Raw genomic sequence first — 17,772 nt, forward strand, 5'->3', positions numbered from 1 at the left:
CGGACCCGGCATCATCGCCGGGTCCGTTTCATTTCAAGCCATCGGACAGGCAAACGCCATGCATGACATTGTCATAAGCGAGTTCATGGAGGAGGCTGCCGTCGATACGCTGCGCCAGGATTTCTCGGTACTCTTCGATCCGACGCTGGTCGATCGTCCGGAGGAACTGTTGGCGTCGCTCGGCGCTGCGAAGGCGATCCTCGTGCGCAATCGCACGCAGGTGCGAGGCGATCTTCTGGCAGCCGCACCGGCGCTTCAATGCGTCGGGCGTCTCGGAGTCGGGCTCGACAACATCGACGTCGACGCTTGCAAGGCGAGGGGCGTCGCGGTTTACCCGGCGAACGGCGCAAACGATCTTTCGGTGGCGGAATATGTCATCACAACGGCGCTGATGCTGCTGCGCGGCGCCTACCTTTCGACCGTCTCAGTTGCCGCAGGCGAATGGCCGCGACAGGCGCTTATCGGCCGCGAAATATCGGGCAAGACGATGGGGCTCGTCGGCTTCGGCTCGATCGCGCGCGAGGTCGCGCGCCGGGCCGCCGCGCTCGGCATGTCGGTGGTCGCGAGCGATCCTTTCGTTGCGGTGGACGATCCGGCCTGGAAACATGTGGGGCGCGTATCACTCGACGAACTGCTATCCATTTCGGATGTCGTGAGCCTTCATATACCGCTTACGACTCAAACGCGGCACATCATCGAAACGGAAGCCTTCGCGAGAATGAAGAAGGGTGCGGTCCTGATCAACGCCGCGCGCGGCGGGACGGTCGACGAATTCGCGCTTCAGGCGGCGCTGACGTCCGGCAAGATCTCCGGCGCGGCGCTTGACGTGTTCGAAGAGGAGCCGCTGACCGAAGAGCGTGGCGCGATGTTCGCCGGCCTGTCGAATGTCATTCTGACGCCGCATATCGCGGGCGTCACGGACGAATCGAATGTGCGGGTGAGCCGTCTGACCGCGGACACTGTCGCAAAACATCTGAAGGAAAGCGCGTCGTGAAACTGCTTGGGGTCGCCGAAGCGACAACACTCATCGTCGAGACGCTCGCTCGGTGCGGTGCGTCCGAAGCGAATGCCGGGTCGGTCGCACGCGCCCTGATCGCCGCCGAACTGGCCGGTCAGTCCGGTCACGGGCTACGCCGGATGCCGTCCTACTGCGCGCAGGCGCTTTCCGGTAAGGTCGATGCGAAAGCCACTCCGACGATCGAAAGGAAGCGGCCGGGCGCGTTCGCGGTGGATGCGGCAAACGGCTTCGCCTATCCGGCGATCGACCTTGCCCTGGAGAACCTGCCCGAGGCGGCCACGCTGCAGGGAATCGCCATGGCGGGCATTCGCCGGTCGCATCATTGCGGTGTCGCCGGCACGATCGTCGAGCGATTGGCGGAGAAGAACCTTGTCGGAATTCTGTTCGCCAATGCGCCGAGCGCGATGGCGCCCTGGGGCGGCAAGACACCGCTTTACGGTACGGACCCGATCGCATTCGCGGCTCCCGCCGGCGAGGACGGACCCGTGGTGGTCGATATCTCGCTGTCCAAGGTGGCGCGCGGGAAAATCATGGCGGCCAAACAGCAAGGCAACGCGATACCGGAGGGGTGGGCGCTCGATCGCGAGGGCAACCCGACGACCGACGCGCAGGCTGCCCTCGACGGCACGATGGTGCCCATGGGCGATGCGAAGGGCACAGCGCTCGCGCTCATGGTCGAGATGCTGTGTGCGGGCCTGACTGGCGCCAATTACGGCTATGAAGCGACTTCCTTCTTCGACGGAGAGGGAGCGGCGCCGGGTACCGGACAATTGATCATCGCGATCGATCCCGAAGTTTTCGGAGGCAGTGCGGTGAGCCGATTCGCGGTGTTGGCCGGGCTCATCGACGCGATGCCCGGCGCGCGCGTTCCGGGCCGCAGGCGTCAGTCACTGAAGGCCGAGATCATGCAGAAAGGCATTTCGGTCGACGACGATCTGCTGGCGCAGATTTCCGCGCTCGGCCAGTGATTTCGTTCTTCATTCCGCGTTTCGCAAAGCCGGTTACAGGGGCGGTAGGCAGTTGACACACATTCAGAGGCAAATTAGTATGTCTTATATAAGATGCATTATCTGATGCATCGAATGCCGAACGGACTGCCGAAGAACTCATGTGGGCGTCGGAGAAGGCTTCGCTCATGTTACCGGTCTTCGGTTCGCTCTTTCGGTCTTTACCGGACAGGCGATGAGCGTCTGGCTCGGTGAGTTTTCAAAGGGAGGAAAACGCATGCTGAACTACTTACGGAAACTGAACCGTCCGATGCTGATGGCGGCGGTTGGCGCGATTGCCGGACTGTCGGTCGCCGCCACGCCCTCGCAGGCTGACGATTTCCCGACCAAGCCGATCCAGATCAATGTGCCATTCGGTGCGAACAGCTCCACGAATGTGGCGACGCAGGCGCTCATTCCGTTCTACCAGGAAGAACTCGGCGTTTCGCTCGTGCCGAACTATACGAGCGGCGGTGGCGGTACGATCGGTACGGCCTGGATGGTGTCGCAGCGTCCTGATGGCTATGTGCTCGGGATGGTGCCGGCAGGTCCCGTCCTTCCGAAGCCGATCCTTCAGGATCTGCCGTATGCTGTGGGCGATCTCGCGCCGGTTGGTCATGTGGGTACGTTCTTCACCGCACTTGTCGTGCCGGAGGATTCTCCGTGGCAGACCTTCGATGATTTTCTCGAGGCTGCAAAAGCTTCCGACGGATCGATCACCTATGCGACCAGCGGTGAGAACAGCGTCGCCCACCTGACGATGAAGGGAATTTCCGATCAGGCCGGGTTTGAAATCCGCCATGTGCCGATGGGCGGTTCGGGCAATGTGATTGCGGCCCTTCACGGCAACCAGGTTCAGCTTGCGGGTACGGAAGTACGCGGCGATCTCGGTGCTGACGGCAAAACCCGTCTTCTGGTCGTCGATAATGCCGAACGTCTCGAGAAGTTTCCGGACGTGCCGACCTTCAGCGAAGTCGGATTTTCGGGCCTGAGCCCCTGGTATGCGGTGTACGCTCCTGTCGGCGTGCCGGAAGAGCGCATGGAAACGCTTGAGAACGCGCTTGAGAAGGTCGTGAAAAACCCGGAATTCCAGGAACGCATGGGCGCAATTGGCGTCTCTGTGCAGTGGATGTCCCGCGAAGACACCCAAGCGCGCGTCGATCGCGAATTCGAGATGTATTCCAAGCTGCTCGGCGCTTCGGAATAAGCAAGACATCGCGTCCGCTCTTCCGGGCGGACGCGATCCAAAGACCCCGTGATGGCGGCATGGCCGCTCGGCGGGCGAGTTGAAGCCAATCAAAGTCTGCGAGGGAAGCGTGCCCTTTTTGGGGTATCGTCAGCTTGTCTCGTGTTCCGCGAAAAACAGGTTTTTCATGTTTTCCAAGAACCCCCTCAAAGGCTATCTCGATCTGATCATAGCGATCGTCGCGATCCCGTTGGCGCTCTGGCTCTTCATCATCGCCCCGCAGGAAGCGCCCGGCCTTTACGATGACGGAATTCAGCCGTGGCTGTTCCCCCGCGTCGTACTCCTGTTCTCGATGATCCTTTGCGTGCTCCTTGCGGCCTTCTGGCTCAAGCGGCGCATCAGCGGGGACGAGATCCACGAGTTTCCGGTCGCAGAAGACGATGAAGCTCCTACGCAAAGGGATGCGCTGCTCAATGCGATCGTCCCGATCGCGCTGATCGTGCTTTATGTGATCGGAACAATCTGGATCGGCTACATCTACGCAACCGCGATCGTGGCCGTCCTGTACATGCTTTATCTCGGCGCGTCCGTATGGATGACCTTTCTGGTCACGGCCGGGCTGACGGCGGTTCTCTATTTCGTGTTCGGCGACATGCTGAACATCCCTTTGCCGCTCGGTCGGCTGTTCCAGTAGGGCTCTCGAGATGTACGCGCAATTCCTTGAAGGTCTGGCTCTTTTCGCGCAGTGGCAGAACCTGCTCTACATTCTGGCGGGTGTCTTCGTCGGAACGCTTGTCGGCGCGATACCCGGATTGAGTGGTGCACTGACTGTCGCCATCCTCATTCCCTTTACATTCTATCTGTCGCCGGTTGCGGCCATCGTCTTCCTGGTCGGCATCTACAAGGGCGCCGTGTTCGGCGCGTCGATCTCGGCAATCCTGATCAACGTGCCGGGGACAGCATCCTCCACCGCGACGCTGCTTGACGGTTATCCGATGACGAAGCGCGGCGAGGCGAACCGGGCGCTGTCGCTTGCGCATACGGCCTCGGTGTTCGGCGATACGTTCAGCGATATCGTGATGATCCTCGTCATGGCTCCGCTCGCCGCTATCGCGGTGAAGTTCGGTCCGCCCGAAATGTTTGCCGTTACGCTCTTCGCGCTGACCGTGATCGCCACGGTTTCCACCGGCAACATGGTCAAGGGCCTGATGTCGGGCGCGATGGGCATGCTGCTCGCAGTGATCGGTCCGGATGTCATTCTTGGAACGCCGCGCTTCTGGTTCGACACATTCCAGCTTCAGGGCGGCATCTCCTTTATCCCGATGCTGATCGGCCTGTTCGGTATCTCGGAAGTGCTGGATCAGGGCGTGCGAAAGATCGGGCCGAAGATCGCGAAGACGGCTGCTGGATCGAATTACCACATCAGCTACCCGTCGATGGCGATGTTCAAGAAGCATTTTCGGACATTGCTGCGCTCCAGCATCATCGGAACGATCGTCGGGATCGTGCCCGGCGTCGGTCAGTCGCTGGCGGCGTTCCTCGCCTATTCGGAGGCGAAGCACAAATCCGACACACCCGAGATATTCGGTACGGGCTGCGAGGAAGGTATCGTTGCGCCCGAAGCCGCGAACAACGCCGTCAACGGCGCCAGCTTCGTGCCGCTCCTGACGCTCGGCATTCCCGGCGACGTGATCTCCAGCATCATCGCAGGCGCCTTCCTGTTGCACGGCATGGTGCCGGGACCGACCCTGTTCCAGCACAGCGGACCCACGGTCTACGCGATCCTGATCGGCATGCTCGTGGCAAACGGGATCATGTTCCTGCTCGGGCACTACCTGATCCGCCTGTTCGCCATGGTGGTCCTGGTGCCGACGCGGTTCCTGTTCCCGATCATCCTGACGCTGTGCGTGGTCGGCGCTTTCAGCATCAACAACAACATCTTCGATATTTACGTCATGGTCGGAGCAGGGCTGCTGGGCCTCTTCATGAAGCGTACCGGCTTCCCGCTCGCTCCGCTCATCATCGCCTTTCTCGTCGGACCCATGGTCGAGAACGCGATGCGCCAGTCGCTCCTGCTCTCGGGCGGAGACTGGACGATCTTCTTCACGCGCCCGATCGCGCTCGGTTTCTTCGCGCTGACACTACTAGTCACGGTCCGGCTGCATCGCCGGATCCTGAAGACGCGCAGGATCGACAGCGAGGGTGCGGCGGGGAAAACCGCGCAGGCAAGCGTGGACGAATGAATGCAACAACAGACCAGGGAATATTGACGTGGCAAGCCAGCATAGCAGTCAAGGGATAGCGATCGCCGGTGTGGCGGAGTCCGATCTGGGCTCGGTCCCGGGCAAGACGATCTTCCAGCTCCAGATGGAGGCCGCCAAGGCAGCCATCGAGGACGCGGGGCTGGAGAAGAGCGACATCGACGGCGTTCTGACCGCGGCGCCGTTCAACTCGATGCACATGCCGTCCATGGCGCTGAGCGAGTATCTGGGCATCCAGCCAAGCTACTCGGACTCGACCATCACCGGCGGATCATCCTTCGAGACCCATGTCGGTCACGCGATGGCCGCCATTCAAGCCGGTCTCTGCACAACGTGCCTGATCACCTATGGCAGCACGCAGAAATCAGACCGCAGCCGCAATCCGCAGGGAACATATGGCAACCCCGAGCCACCATGGCAGTTCGAGGCGCCCTATGGCCCGCCGCTGCCGCTAGCGGCTTACGCGATGGCCGCGCGCCGGCACATGTACGAGTTCGGAACGACATCGGAGCAGCTTGCCGAGATCGCGGTAGCGACGCGCAAGTGGGCCGCGCTCAATCCGAAGGCCTATACGCGTGATCCACTGAGCATCGACGACGTCATGAACTCGCCGATCGTGACCGATCCGCTGCATCGTTACGATTGCTGTCTTGTGACCGACGGCGGTGGCGCGGTGATCGTGACCAGCCTCGAACGGGCGCGCGACCTGAAAAAGCGTCCGGTCGCCGTGCTCGGTTTCGCGGATACCCATTCGCATATGGGCATTTCGCAGATGCCGGATCTCGTGCGGACAGCGGCTGGCATAACCGGGCCGAAAGCGTTCGGAATGGCCGGCGTGAAGCCGTCCGACATCGACGTGACGCAGATCTACGACTCGTTCACGATCACGGTCATGCTTTGCCTCGAAGACCTCGGCTTCTGCGCCAAGGGCGAGGCGGGAGCCTTCGTTTCCGGTCAGAGAACGGCGCCCGGTGGAGAGTTCGCGCTGAACACGAGTGGTGGCGGGCTCTCTTACTGTCATCCGGGCATGTTCGGCATTTTCCTGATCATCGAGGCGGTGCGGCAATTGCGCGGCGAATGCGGCGATCGGCAGATCCCGTCCGCCAATCTCACCTTGGCCCATGGCGTCGGCGGCGTGTTGTCGTCGCACGCAACACTGATCCTGGGAGGAGAGTAATTATGAGTGAATCGCCCAACGTCCTGCCGACCTATTCCGGCGAGGCCGAGCCGTACTGGCAGGGACTTCGCGAAGGCGAGGTTCGCCTGCAGTACTGCAAATCCTGCGAGACCTATCAGTTCTATCCCCGTCCGATCTGTGCGGGGTGCTGGTCCGACGACATCGAGTGGCGCGCCGTCGAGGCGTCCGGAACCGTATACTCCTTTTCGGTTCCCGGTTTCGCGCCGCATCCGAGCTTCAAGGCGCGGATGCCTTATGTCGTGGCACTCGTCGATCTCGATGTCGGGGTCCGCATCATGGGTAATATCGTCGATTGCGATCCGGACACGGTGTCGATCGGCATGCGGGTCGATTCGGTTATCTCGGAAATCGAGGAAGGCCATTCGCTACTGAACTTCAAGCCTCAGCAGGGAGCGCAAGCGTGAAGATGGAAAACAGAGTGGCGATCGTCACGGGCGCCGGACAGGGTATCGGCGCGTCGATCGCAAGCGGGCTGGCGAAGGACGGCGCTTTCGTCGTCATCGCCGACGTCAATGAGGACAATGCGCGCGGCATGGAGGAGCAGATCCGTTCCGAAGGTGGCCGGGCTGCCGCATTGAAGGCGGACGCGACCAGCAAGGAACAGGTGGACGCGATGGTCGAGTCGATCCTCGCCGAGCACGGCAAGATCGACATCCTCGTCAACAATGTCGGCATCATTCGCGACAACTTCCTGGTCAAGATGCCGGAAGAGGACTGGGACCTTGTGCTGGACATCAACCTGAAGTCCTACTTCCTGTGTTCGCAGGCGGTGGTGCGCGACGCGATGATCCCGGCCAAGTACGGGCGGATCGTCAACATCTCCTCGCGTGCCTATCAGGGCAATGTGGGGCAGGCGAACTACTCGGCCGCCAAGGGCGGCGTGGTCAGCCTGACGCGGACGATGGCGCGGGAACTCGGGCGCTACAACATCACCAGCAACTGCATCGCTCCCGGCGTCATAAACACGCCGATGTATCAGGGGCTGCGCGAGGACGTGCAGGAAAACCTGCGCAAGACTCAGCCGATCCGGGACATCGGGTCGCCGGATGACGTTGCCTACGCAACGCGGTTCTTCGCGTCGGACGATGCCTGGTACATTACAGGCCAGGTTCTCTACGTCTGTGGCGGAAAGAGCGTCGGCGGTTACTAGGCGCCGATTTCGACCGCAAGCATGAATGTCCGGCCGCTGCGAGGCCGGCCGGACACACAGGCCGCCGGCAACGCTCGGCGGCGCGCCTCGCGCTTGTTCAAACAGGAGGACCGGACGTTGGCGGGACTGTATTTCGAGGATTTCGAGGAGGGAACCTTCTACGACACGGTTCCCCGCACGATTACCGAGGCGGACGTGATGGCATTCGCGGGTACCTCGGGCGATTTCAACCGGCTGCATACCGACAGGACTTTCGCGGCCGAGACCGCGTTCAAGGAGCCGATCGCCCACGGTCTGCTGGTTCTGTCGGTCGTGACCGGGCTGAAGCAGCGTCTTGGCATTTTCGAGGGGACCGTGATCGCCTTTCTGGGGCTGACCTGGAACTTCAAGGCTCCGGTCTTCTTCGGCGATACGATCTGGGCGCGCATCCACATCGAGAAGATGAAGGAAACCAGCAAGCCGGACCGCGGCATCACCTACCAGAAGGTCGAGGTCTTCAACCAGGATGGAACGCTCGTCCAGGACGGTGAGCATGTCCTGATGATGAAGCGCAGGAACGCGGATCAGGCAGAGGGCTGAACGGCATCAGTGCCGCAGGAGAGGAGAACGGGAAGGTGAACAAGATGCATGACAACTACCGGCCGGACACGGAGGTTCTGAACGCGATCGACGCCGTTTTCGCGCCGAAATCGATCGTCGTCATCGGCGCTTCCGAAAACGAGTCGAAGTTCGGCGGCCGCGTCATGCGCAATCTCACGCGTTACGGTTATGACGGAACGATCTATCCGGTGAACCGGCGCGGCGATGCCATTCTCGGCATCCCGGGATATGCCTCTCTCGACGACGTGCCGGGGCCGGTGGACCTTGCCATCATCGTCGTGCCGAAGTCCTCTGCGCTGGAGGCCCTCGAAGGGTGCGGGCGGCTGGGCGTCAAGGCGGCTATCGTCATCACCTCGGGCTATGCGGAACAGGGCGGCGAAGGTGTCGGCGAACAGGAGGACCTGGTTGCCTCCGCCCGGCGTCTCGGCATTCGCATCCTCGGCCCGAATTCGCTCGGCGCCTATCACGCGGGCAACAAGCTGGCCGCTACCGGCAACCAGGCCTTCGATCGGCAGTTCGAGCCGGGCAATGTCGCGCTGATCTCGCAGAGCGGTGCGCTGGGAGGTTCGTTTCTCGATGCCGGCATGAACCAGGGCCTGCGGTTTTCCAGCTTCCTGTCGATCGGCAATTCGGCGGATCTCGAAATTCCCGACGTGCTCCTTCACCAGATCCACGACCCGAGCACCCGGGTGGTGCTTCTCTACATCGAGGGGCTGCGGGATCTCGACAAGCTGGACCATGCGCTTTCCGAAGCGCGCCGGCTCGGCAAGACGGTAATCGTCCTTCGCGCCGGCTGGTCGGAGCAGGGCGCCAGCGCGATCCAGTCGCATACGGGTTCGCTGGCCGGATCGTCGGCTGCCTACAAGGCCATTTTCAGGCGTCACGGCGTCATCGAGGTGGATGACGTGCAGGACGCGCTCGAAGCGGCGCTCGCCGCCTCGGCATATGATATCGACGGACGGCGCGTCGGCTTCATCAGCGTGTCGGGCGGCATGGGCAGCCTTGCCGCGGACCGGAGCGAAGCGGTCGGCCTGGAAATGGGCGCGTTTTCGGAGGAAACCCGGCGCAAGCTCCGCGACGTGCTTCCCGACTTTGCGCCCGAGAACAACCCGCTGGACGTGACCGGCGCCGTCACGTCGAGCCCCGGAATGATGCAGATGGCCCTCGAAATCGTCGCTGCGGATGAAGGGATCGACGTGATCGTCATGCTGATCACGGTCGTTTACGGGTCTGAACGGATCGCCGACGAGGTTGTCGCGGCGAGTGCCACCATCGGCAAGCCGATCATGGCCGTGGTTTGCGGCGGAGAATGCGTCGCGGAATCCGCCACGCGATTCCGCGCGGGCAATATCCCGGTCTTCGAACAGCTTCACGGCGCCTTGCAGGCGATTTCCCGTGTCGGCAGCGCCAGGGCGAGTGCGTCCGGCGAGACCGGACAGGCACCGGAACTCGATGCCGAGACACGCGAAGCGATCGACAGCGCGGTGCGCACCGGCAGCGCTTCGCTTCTCACCGAACACCAGTCCAAGGCCATTCTGCGCCTCGCCGGCGTGCCTGTTTGCGACGAGGCGATCGTACAGACGGCCGAAGAAGCCGGCGCCAACGCACGGGCTTTCGGGTTTCCCGTCGTTCTCAAGGGCGTAACCACGCAGATCGCCCACAAGATGAAGGCCGGCCTGGTCAAGCTGAATGTCTGCGACGAGGCCGGTGCGGCGCGCGCCTTCGACGAAATCCATGCGGCCGCGAAAAAGGCCGGCGGTGAACTGGAAGGTGTCTCCGTGCAGCCGATGGTGGCGCCTGGCGTCGAATTGCTGATCGGCGGAATGCGCGATCCGCAAGCCGGGCCTTTGATCGCGTTCGGCCTTGGCGGTGTCTACACGGAAGCTCTACGCCAGGTGACGTTCCGTCCCGCACCGGTCGGTCGCGCCGAAGCGATGGACATGATCGGCGAGATTCCGTCTGCGCGCGGGTTGCTGGGCGAGGACAATGAGCGTCTCGCGCCGCTGGCCGATGCGATTGTCGGTGCGTCCCTGCTGATGGCCGGCGCCGACAACGTCGCGGAGCTCGATATCAATCCATTCATCTACTACCCGGGCGAGGGGCGCGGCATCGCCGTCGACGGCCTCATTCGCCGGGACGACGAATAGGTAAGACCGGAGGGAGGGTCGCCATGGAAGATGCCATATTTTTCGAGGATATCGAGGAAGGCTCGGTATTCTACTCGCGCGGCCGTACGGTCACGGAAGCTGACAATGTGATTTTCACCGGCCTCTCCGGCAATTACCACAGCATCCATACAGACGAGGAATTCGCGAAGAAAACCCAGTTCGGCCAGCGCGTCGTCCACGGTGTACTCGGTCTTTCGATTGCGACCGGCATGCAGAACCAGACGGCGCAGGGAACGTGGAAGAACGCGATCTTCATGGAACTGGTCAACTGGAAGTTCCTGAAGCCGATCTTCATCGGCGACACGATCAAGCTTGAAACGCGCATCGCCAGCAAGCGCCAGACCAGCAAGCCGCAATGGGGAATCGTCCAGACCGAGAGAACGCTGATCAACCAGCGCGACGAGCGGGTTCAGACAGGCTTCTCCAACGTGATGGTCTGGACCCGCAATGGCGGCGATCCGTCCTGACCTCAACCCGATAATACCCTTCATAGACAAGCAACGCCCGGAGTAACGCATCATGGCCGTCGATAAGGAAACCCTCGATCAACTGCTCGCCGTCGTCAGGCGGTTCGTGGACGAGCGCCTGATCCCCGCCGAACGCAAGGTCGAGGAACTCAACGACATTCCAGAAGACATCCTTTCGGAGATGAAGGAACTCGGCCTGTTCGGGCTGACGATCCCGGAGACCTATGGCGGCATGGGGCTCGGCATGGAAGACGAGGCGCGGGTGATCTATGAGATCGGGCGCGCGCACGGCTCGTACCGCTCGGCCTTCGCGACGACGATCGGCATCGGTTCGCAGGGCATCGTCATCGACGGCACGGACGCACAGAAGGATCGTTACCTGCCGCTGATGGCGACCGGTGAGATGATCGGTTCGTTCGCGCTTACCGAGCCGGGCTCTGGTTCCGATGCGGCTGCCCTGCGCACCAACGCCGTCAAGGATGGCGATCACTACGTGCTCAACGGTTCCAAGCGCTTCATCACGAATGCGCCGCGCGCCGGCGTCTTTACCGTGATGGCGCGCACGGACCCGGACAACAAGGGCGCCGGCGGCATCACCGCTTTCGCCGTCGATGCGGATCTGGAAGGGCTGAGCGTCGGCAAGCCGGACAGCAAGCTCGGGCATCACGGAACGCTGACGGCGGATGTCAATTTCGACAATGTCAGGGTGCCGGCCGAAGCGATTATCGGTGGGGTGCCTGGCATGGGGTTCAAAACGGCCATGAAGGTCCTCGACCGCGGGCGCCTTCACATCGCGGCTGCCGCCTGCGGTGCCGCCGATCGCTTGATCGAGGAATGCCTTCGCTACGCGATGGAGCGCGAACAGTTCGGCAAGCCTATCGCAGAGTTCCAGCTCGTACAGGCGATGCTCGCCGATTCGCGCACCGAGGCCTATGCGGCCTGGTGCATGGTGCTCGATGCGGCGAAGCGGCGTGATGCCGGCGAACGCGTGACCGTGGAATCCTCATGCGCGAAATATTTCGCCACGGAAATGGTCGGGCGTGTGGCCGACCGCGCGGTGCAGATTTTCGGCGGTGCCGGCTATATCGTGGACTACCCGATCGAACGCTTCTATCGAGACGTCCGCCTTTACCGGATCTACGAGGGTACATCGCAGATCCAGCAGCTCATCATTGCCCGCGACATGATCAAGAACGCCAGCTGACGGCGCCAAACTGCCTGATTGGAAAATCAATGCCCTTCGGTTCGGCCGGAGGGCATCGTCTTTCCACGGACTAATTGTCGCGATTCCATCGTCATGAAGTCCTACAGCTTGCCATAATGCGCTCTCGCGGCGAATGTGCTACGCTAAAAATATGACAATATAGACTGCGTACCGTAAAACCGCATGCCAAAACCCATATCGGAAGTCCGTAAGCCGGAGATCGTCGAGGCGGCTTTCAACGCGATCCTGAAAAACGGCCTGCCGCATATTTCCTACGATTTGATCGCGCAGGAAGCGGACATGTCGCGTCAGTTGATCCGGCATTACTTCCCGGATCCGATCGAGCTCATGGTCGCGGTTTGCGATCGGCTTGCGGCGGCTTATCGCGATTGCCTGATGCGCGGCATCCTGAACGCCCAGACGCCGCAACGGCTGAAGACCTTCCTCGATTTCTATTTCGACTTCCTGTCGGACCGCGATCTGGAGAAGCCGCGCGACGACAGTGTCTACGATGCGATGTTCTCGCTTGCCGCGGCTCACCCGAAGATCAGGGAGAACCTGCATGCGCAGTACAATCTGCTGCAATACACGATCGCCCACGAGGTCCAGGTCAGCTATCCGCAGCTCAACCAGAAGGCCTGCCTGGAACTCGGCTATTTGTTCATCTCGCTGATGTACGGCCACTGGAAGATGGTCGCGACGCTCGGTTTCTCCACTTCGAACAACAAGGTCACTCGCGCGGCGGTCGATCGGCTCATCGAGTCCTACGTCGCCCGCTACGACGATCCCGATCTCGAGCCTGTCGATGAGAGCGAGATCGGCACTGACGACGCGGGGAAGTGATTTTCCTGCTGCCGTGATCGGACTGCACACACATACCCGGTTCCCGGCTTTGCGGGCATGGCGTTACGCATTGCAACTCAATAGAGACGACGGCGAAACGCGCTGATTGCCTTTCCTAGGCTCGCCTTTAGAGTTGGCGCGTGGAGGCGGGCCTATGAAAAGCATTCTGTCTGTTTTCGATATCGTGACCGGATCGGTGGAAACCGTTCTCGAATTCGATGGTCACATGGAGGCTCCGAACTGGAGCCGCGACGGAAATGCGTTGGTTGTGAATGGTTCCGGCCGGCTTTTCGAGGTCGATCTTGCCGCTCCGGCTCTTCGGGAAATCGATACGGGGTTTGCCGTTCGCCTCAACAACGATCACGGGCTGTCGCCCGACGGAAGCACGCTTGCGATCAGCGATTCGTCCGAATTCGGTGAAAGCTGCATCTACACGCTGCCGGCTGGCGGAGGCGTACCTGCGCGGGTGACCGAGCGCGTACCGTCCTACTGGCACGGCTGGTCTCCCGACGGGGAGAGGCTCGCCTATGTCGCCCGGCGCGGTGAGACGTTCCAAGTCTATACGTGCCCGGTCGGTGGCGGTGAGGAATTCCAGGTGACGCGGGGTTTCGATCATTGCGACGGACCGGACTATGCGCCGGATGGCGAGTGGATTTGGTTCAATGGCGAAATGGGCGGTTCCGTTCAACTCTGGCGGGTTCGGCCCGACGGCAGCGATCCGCAGATGATGACGGATGACGAGCGGGTCAACTGGTTCCCGCACCCGTCGCCCGATGGGAAAAGTATCGTCTATCTCGCCTATGAGGGCGGTACGCGGGGCCACCCCGCCGGTCGCGATGTCCAGTTGCGGCTAATGCCCTCCGAGGGTGGTACGCCCGAAATCCTGCTCGATCTCCATGGCGGGCAGGGAACTATCAATGTCCCGTCCTGGGCGCCGGATTCACAGCGATTCGCCTTCATGCGCTACGTGCCCTGAGCCCCCGGCGCGCCATTTTCGGAAAGGGCGATACCCTTGGCGCGCAATATTTTATATTTGAAACTTTTAGGATTGAAATTAAACTTCCCTTGGTTATTCTGATGGTGCGCAACCGGTTTGGACCGGACGCGAAAAAGGGAGGCGCCGGACGTGAGGATCGTTTGTCTTGGAGGCGGACCTGCGGGTCTGTATTTCGCGATCTCGATGAAGCTGCGCGATCCGTCGCACGAAGTGACGGTGGTGGAGCGCAACAAGGCCGACGACACCTTTGGCTGGGGCGTCGTGCTTTCCGATGACGCCCTGGATAACCTCGCCGAAAACGATCCGGACAGTGCCGCGAAAATTCGCGCCAACTTCGCCTATTGGGATGACATAGCGGTCATCCATCGTGGCACGCGTACGGTTTCCGGCGGTCATGGCTTTGCCGGAATCGGTCGGATGAAGCTGCTGTTGATCCTGCAGGCGCGGGCGCGCGAACTTGGCGTCGATCTGCAATTCCAGAGCGAATTCAAAACAGCGGAAGACTACCGCCGCGATTATGATCTCGTGGTCGCCGCGGACGGGATCAATTCACTCGTGCGCCGCGAATATGCGGAGGTTTTCAGGCCGGACATCGATGTTCGGCTGTGCAAGTTCATCTGGCTCGGCACGCACCAGAAATTCGACGACGCCTTCACCTTCATCTTCGAGGAAACCGAGCATGGCTGGATGTGGATCCATGCCTATCAGTTCGACGCCGACACGGCGACGGTGATCGTCGAGTGCACGCAGCAGACCTGGGACAAATGGGGCTTCGAGCACATGTCGAAGGAGGAGGCGGTCGCCACGTGCGAGCGGATCTTCGAAAAGCATCTGGGCGGACACCGCCTCATGTCCAACGCCAGCCATCTGCGCGGCTCGGCGGTATGGATGAATTTCCCGCGGGTGATCTGCGAGAAATGGCACCACGAAAATGTGGTGCTGATGGGCGACGCCGCGGCCACCGGGCATTTCTCGATCGGCTCGGGCTCGCGGCTCGCTTTCGATAGCGCCATCGCCCTGGCGGAATATCTTCATTCCGAGACGACGATGGAAAAGGCGTTCGAGCGGTACCAGGAGGAGCGACGTACGGAAGTGCTCCGGCTCCAGTCCGCGGCGCGCAACAGCCTTGAATGGTTCGAGGAAGTGGAGCGTTATCTCGACCTCGATCCGGTCCAGTTCAATTACTCCCTCCTGACACGTTCCCAGCGGATCAGCCACGAGAACCTGCGGCTGCGCGATGCCAACTGGCTCGAAAGCGCTGAGCGCTGGTTCCAGGTCCAGGCGGGCATGCCCGAGGACGCGCCGGTCCGGCGGCCGATGTTCGCGCCGTTCGCGCTTCGGTCCCTCAAGCTGAAGAACCGCGTCGTCGTCTCGCCGATGGCGCAGTACAAGGCCGTCAATGGTTGCCCGACGGATTGGCATCTCGTCCACTATGGCGAGCGTGCGAAGGGCGGAGCCGGGCTGGTGGTGACGGAAATGACCTGCGTGTCGCCGGAAGGGCGCATCACGCCGGGGTGCACGGGCCTGTACGCGCCGGAGCATGAAGACGCCTGGAAGCGGATCGTCGATTTCGTCCATCGCGAAACCGAGGCGAAGATCTGCGTGCAACTCGGCCACGCGGGGGCGAAGGGATCGACCCAGCTTGGCTGGCAGGATGCCGATGCGCCGCTCGAGACCGGGAACTGGCCGGTCATGGCCGCGTCGGACGTCTCGTGGTCACCGCATAATGCGGTGCCGCGGCCGATGAGCCGCGCTGACATGGACATGGTGCGCACGCAATTTGTCGCTTCCGCCGAGATGGCCGCGCGCGCCGGCTTCGACATGCTCGAACTGCATATGGCGCATGGCTATCTCCTGTCGTCCTTCATCACGCCGCTGACCAATCTGCGAACCGACGAATATGGAGGTTCACTGGAGAACCGAATGCGGTTCCCGCTGGAAATCTTCCATGCCGTGCGGGCGGCTTGGCCGTCGGAGAAACCGATTTCCGTCCGGATTTCGGCCAATGACTGGGTAGGCGACGAGGGTGTCACGCCCGCCGAAGCGGTGGCCATAGCGGCCATGCTCAAAGAGGCCGGCGTCGACATTTGCGACGTGTCGGCCGGGCAGACGTCCGTCCGCGCTAGGCCGGTTTATGGCCGCATGTTCCAGACACCGTTCTCGGACCAGATCCGCAACGAGGCGGATATGGCAACGATGGCGGTCGGGAACATCTACGAGCCGGACCATGTCAATTCGATCCTGATGGCGGGACGGGCGGACCTCGTCTGCCTCGCGCGGCCGCATCTCGCCGATCCATACTGGACACTGCATGCCGCCAGCGCGCTTGGCGATCGCGACGAACGCTGGCCCGATCCTTATCTGCCGGGCCGCGACCAGATGTGGCGACTGGCCGAGCGGGCCGAAACGATGACGGGAAAGGTGTGAGCATGGAAGATCTGTTCGGCCGGCATGCAATCGTCACCGGCGCCGGCAGCGGCGTGGGCGAGGCGATCGCGCTCGAACTGGCCGCAAAGGGTGCCCGCGTCACAGTCATGGGCCGGCGTCTCGAACCGCTGGAAGCCGTTGCCGCGAAGAACGATCGTATCGTCGCCGTATCGGCGGATGTGACGGATGGCGACGGCATGATGCGGTCCGTCGAAGCAGCATGCGCAAAGAATGGCGCGGTCGATATCGTGGTGGCCAATGCGGGAGTTGCCGAAAGCGCGCCGCTGAAGACCCTGACCGAGGACAAGTTCCGCGATATCGTCGATGTCAATTTGACTGGTGTTTTCAATACTTTCCGCGCGGGATTTGAGTATTTGAATCAGGGTCCGAACGGTCGCCTGATCGCTATCGCGTCCATCGCGGGATTGCGCGGTTACCCCTATATCTCGGCCTATTGCGCTTCGAAGCATGGCGTCATCGGGCTGGTCAAATCGCTGGCCGTCGAACTCGCGACGACAGGCGTGACAGTGAATGCGATCTGTCCCGGCTACACCGATACGCCGATGCTGACGCGCACCATCGACACGATCATGGACAAGACCGGACGGAGCCGCGATCAGGCGGAGGAGTCCCTTCTCAAAATGAACCCGCAGCGCCGTTTTATCCAGCCGTCGGAAATCGCGGCGACGACGCTCTGGATGTGCGGACCGGGCGGCGCGTCCGTCACCGGGCAGGCCATCGCATTGTCAGGAGGCGAGACATGAACACGGTAAAACCGCTTGTCGGGCAGTCCGGAATGGACAGCGAGGCCGATGCCTCGAAGGATCGCCTGAGACTCTGGCTACGCATTCTGAAGGTGTCGAAATTCATCGAGAGCGAGTTGCGCGAGAAGCTGCGGTCCGAGTTCGATACGACGCTGCCGCGGTTCGATGTGCTGGCGGCGTTGTACCGGAACGAGGAGGGGCTCAAGATGAGCGACCTATCGACCGAATTGCGCGTTTCGAACGGCAATGTAACGGGTATCGTCGACCGCCTCGTGGCCGATGGCGAGGTCGTGCGGGTACCTGTCGACAATGACCGCCGCGCCATCACGGTGCGGCTGACGCCGGTCGGGCGAACGCGTTTCGAAACCATGGCCGGCGATCACGAAGGCTGGATCGATGGAATGCTGTCCGGTCTCAGCGGTGCGGATTCGCGCATGCTGACCGCTGCCCTCGATGGCATCGCGCCTTCGGGCAGAGCCGTGCGCCGGCGTGGGGAGTGATCC

The 17,772-nt window shown here is 61.8% G+C and carries 17 protein-coding genes; all 17 read left to right on the forward strand.

Features of this window, described 5'->3' with window-relative positions; genetic code table 11:
* Positions 1-58 precede the first annotated feature (58 nt).
* Complete coding sequence (locus tag ACQK2M_RS13815; RefSeq protein WP_425418297.1) at positions 59-994, forward strand: hydroxyacid dehydrogenase; 936 nt, start codon at positions 59-61, stop codon at positions 992-994.
* On the forward strand, positions 991-1,986 hold the full coding sequence (locus tag ACQK2M_RS13820) for an Ldh family oxidoreductase (protein WP_425418298.1): 996 nt from the start codon (positions 991-993) through the stop codon (positions 1,984-1,986). Before ACQK2M_RS13815 ends, ACQK2M_RS13820 begins: the two co-directional genes overlap by 4 nt.
* Before the next feature lie 142 nt (positions 1,987-2,128).
* A complete protein-coding gene (locus ACQK2M_RS13825) occupies positions 2,129-3,211 on the forward strand; it encodes a Bug family tripartite tricarboxylate transporter substrate binding protein (RefSeq protein WP_425418299.1) in 1,083 nt (360 codons plus the stop codon).
* A gap of 166 nt (positions 3,212-3,377) precedes the next feature.
* A complete protein-coding gene (locus ACQK2M_RS13830) occupies positions 3,378-3,884 on the forward strand; it encodes a tripartite tricarboxylate transporter TctB family protein (RefSeq protein WP_425418300.1) in 507 nt (168 codons plus the stop codon).
* Positions 3,885-3,894: 10 nt separating this feature from the next.
* Positions 3,895-5,433: a tripartite tricarboxylate transporter permease gene (locus ACQK2M_RS13835; RefSeq protein ID WP_425418301.1), complete on the forward strand. Its 1,539-nt coding sequence runs from the start codon at positions 3,895-3,897 to the stop codon at positions 5,431-5,433.
* A 28-nt stretch (positions 5,434-5,461) separates the two neighbouring features.
* Positions 5,462-6,628: an acetyl-CoA acetyltransferase gene (locus ACQK2M_RS13840; RefSeq protein WP_425418302.1), complete on the forward strand. Its 1,167-nt coding sequence runs from the start codon at positions 5,462-5,464 to the stop codon at positions 6,626-6,628.
* A gap of 2 nt (positions 6,629-6,630) precedes the next feature.
* The gene (locus tag ACQK2M_RS13845) at positions 6,631-7,053 is read left to right on the forward strand and encodes a Zn-ribbon domain-containing OB-fold protein (RefSeq protein ID WP_425418303.1); all 423 of its coding nucleotides are present in this window, start codon (positions 6,631-6,633) and stop codon (positions 7,051-7,053) included.
* A 2-nt stretch (positions 7,054-7,055) separates the two neighbouring features.
* Positions 7,056-7,799: a 3-oxoacyl-ACP reductase FabG gene (fabG, locus tag ACQK2M_RS13850; protein ID WP_223478100.1), complete on the forward strand. Its 744-nt coding sequence runs from the start codon at positions 7,056-7,058 to the stop codon at positions 7,797-7,799.
* A gap of 117 nt (positions 7,800-7,916) precedes the next feature.
* Positions 7,917-8,378: a MaoC/PaaZ C-terminal domain-containing protein gene (locus ACQK2M_RS13855; RefSeq protein ID WP_425418304.1), complete on the forward strand. Its 462-nt coding sequence runs from the start codon at positions 7,917-7,919 to the stop codon at positions 8,376-8,378.
* Positions 8,379-8,422: 44 nt separating this feature from the next.
* Positions 8,423-10,546, forward strand: a complete 2,124-nt coding sequence (locus ACQK2M_RS13860) for an acetate--CoA ligase family protein (RefSeq protein ID WP_425420045.1) — start codon at positions 8,423-8,425, stop codon at positions 10,544-10,546.
* Positions 10,547-10,569: 23 nt separating this feature from the next.
* The gene (locus ACQK2M_RS13865) at positions 10,570-11,034 is read left to right on the forward strand and encodes a MaoC/PaaZ C-terminal domain-containing protein (protein ID WP_223477927.1); all 465 of its coding nucleotides are present in this window, start codon (positions 10,570-10,572) and stop codon (positions 11,032-11,034) included.
* Positions 11,035-11,086: 52 nt separating this feature from the next.
* Entirely contained in the window at positions 11,087-12,238 is a 1,152-nt protein-coding gene (locus ACQK2M_RS13870; protein WP_223477926.1) for an acyl-CoA dehydrogenase family protein, read from the forward strand.
* 183 nt (positions 12,239-12,421) lie between these two features.
* Positions 12,422-13,081 (forward strand): TetR/AcrR family transcriptional regulator, encoded by a 660-nt coding sequence (locus tag ACQK2M_RS13875; protein WP_425418305.1) that lies wholly within the window; start codon positions 12,422-12,424, stop codon positions 13,079-13,081.
* 154 nt (positions 13,082-13,235) lie between these two features.
* Positions 13,236-14,057 carry a TolB family protein gene (locus ACQK2M_RS13880; RefSeq protein ID WP_425418306.1) on the forward strand — a complete coding sequence of 274 codons (822 nt, stop codon included), beginning with the start codon at positions 13,236-13,238 and terminating at the stop codon, positions 14,055-14,057.
* A 150-nt stretch (positions 14,058-14,207) separates the two neighbouring features.
* On the forward strand, positions 14,208-16,505 hold the full coding sequence (locus tag ACQK2M_RS13885; RefSeq protein ID WP_425418307.1) for a bifunctional salicylyl-CoA 5-hydroxylase/oxidoreductase: 2,298 nt from the start codon (positions 14,208-14,210) through the stop codon (positions 16,503-16,505).
* Positions 16,506-16,507: 2 nt separating this feature from the next.
* Positions 16,508-17,269: an SDR family NAD(P)-dependent oxidoreductase gene (locus tag ACQK2M_RS13890; RefSeq protein WP_425418308.1), complete on the forward strand. Its 762-nt coding sequence runs from the start codon at positions 16,508-16,510 to the stop codon at positions 17,267-17,269.
* Positions 17,266-17,769 (forward strand): MarR family winged helix-turn-helix transcriptional regulator, encoded by a 504-nt coding sequence (locus ACQK2M_RS13895; RefSeq protein WP_223477921.1) that lies wholly within the window; start codon positions 17,266-17,268, stop codon positions 17,767-17,769. The genes ACQK2M_RS13890 and ACQK2M_RS13895 overlap by 4 nt, the downstream gene beginning before the upstream one ends.
* Positions 17,770-17,772 lie beyond the last annotated feature (3 nt).

This window comes from Oricola indica (assembly GCF_965227485.1).
GTDB lineage: Bacteria > Pseudomonadota > Alphaproteobacteria > Rhizobiales > Rhizobiaceae > Oricola > Oricola indica.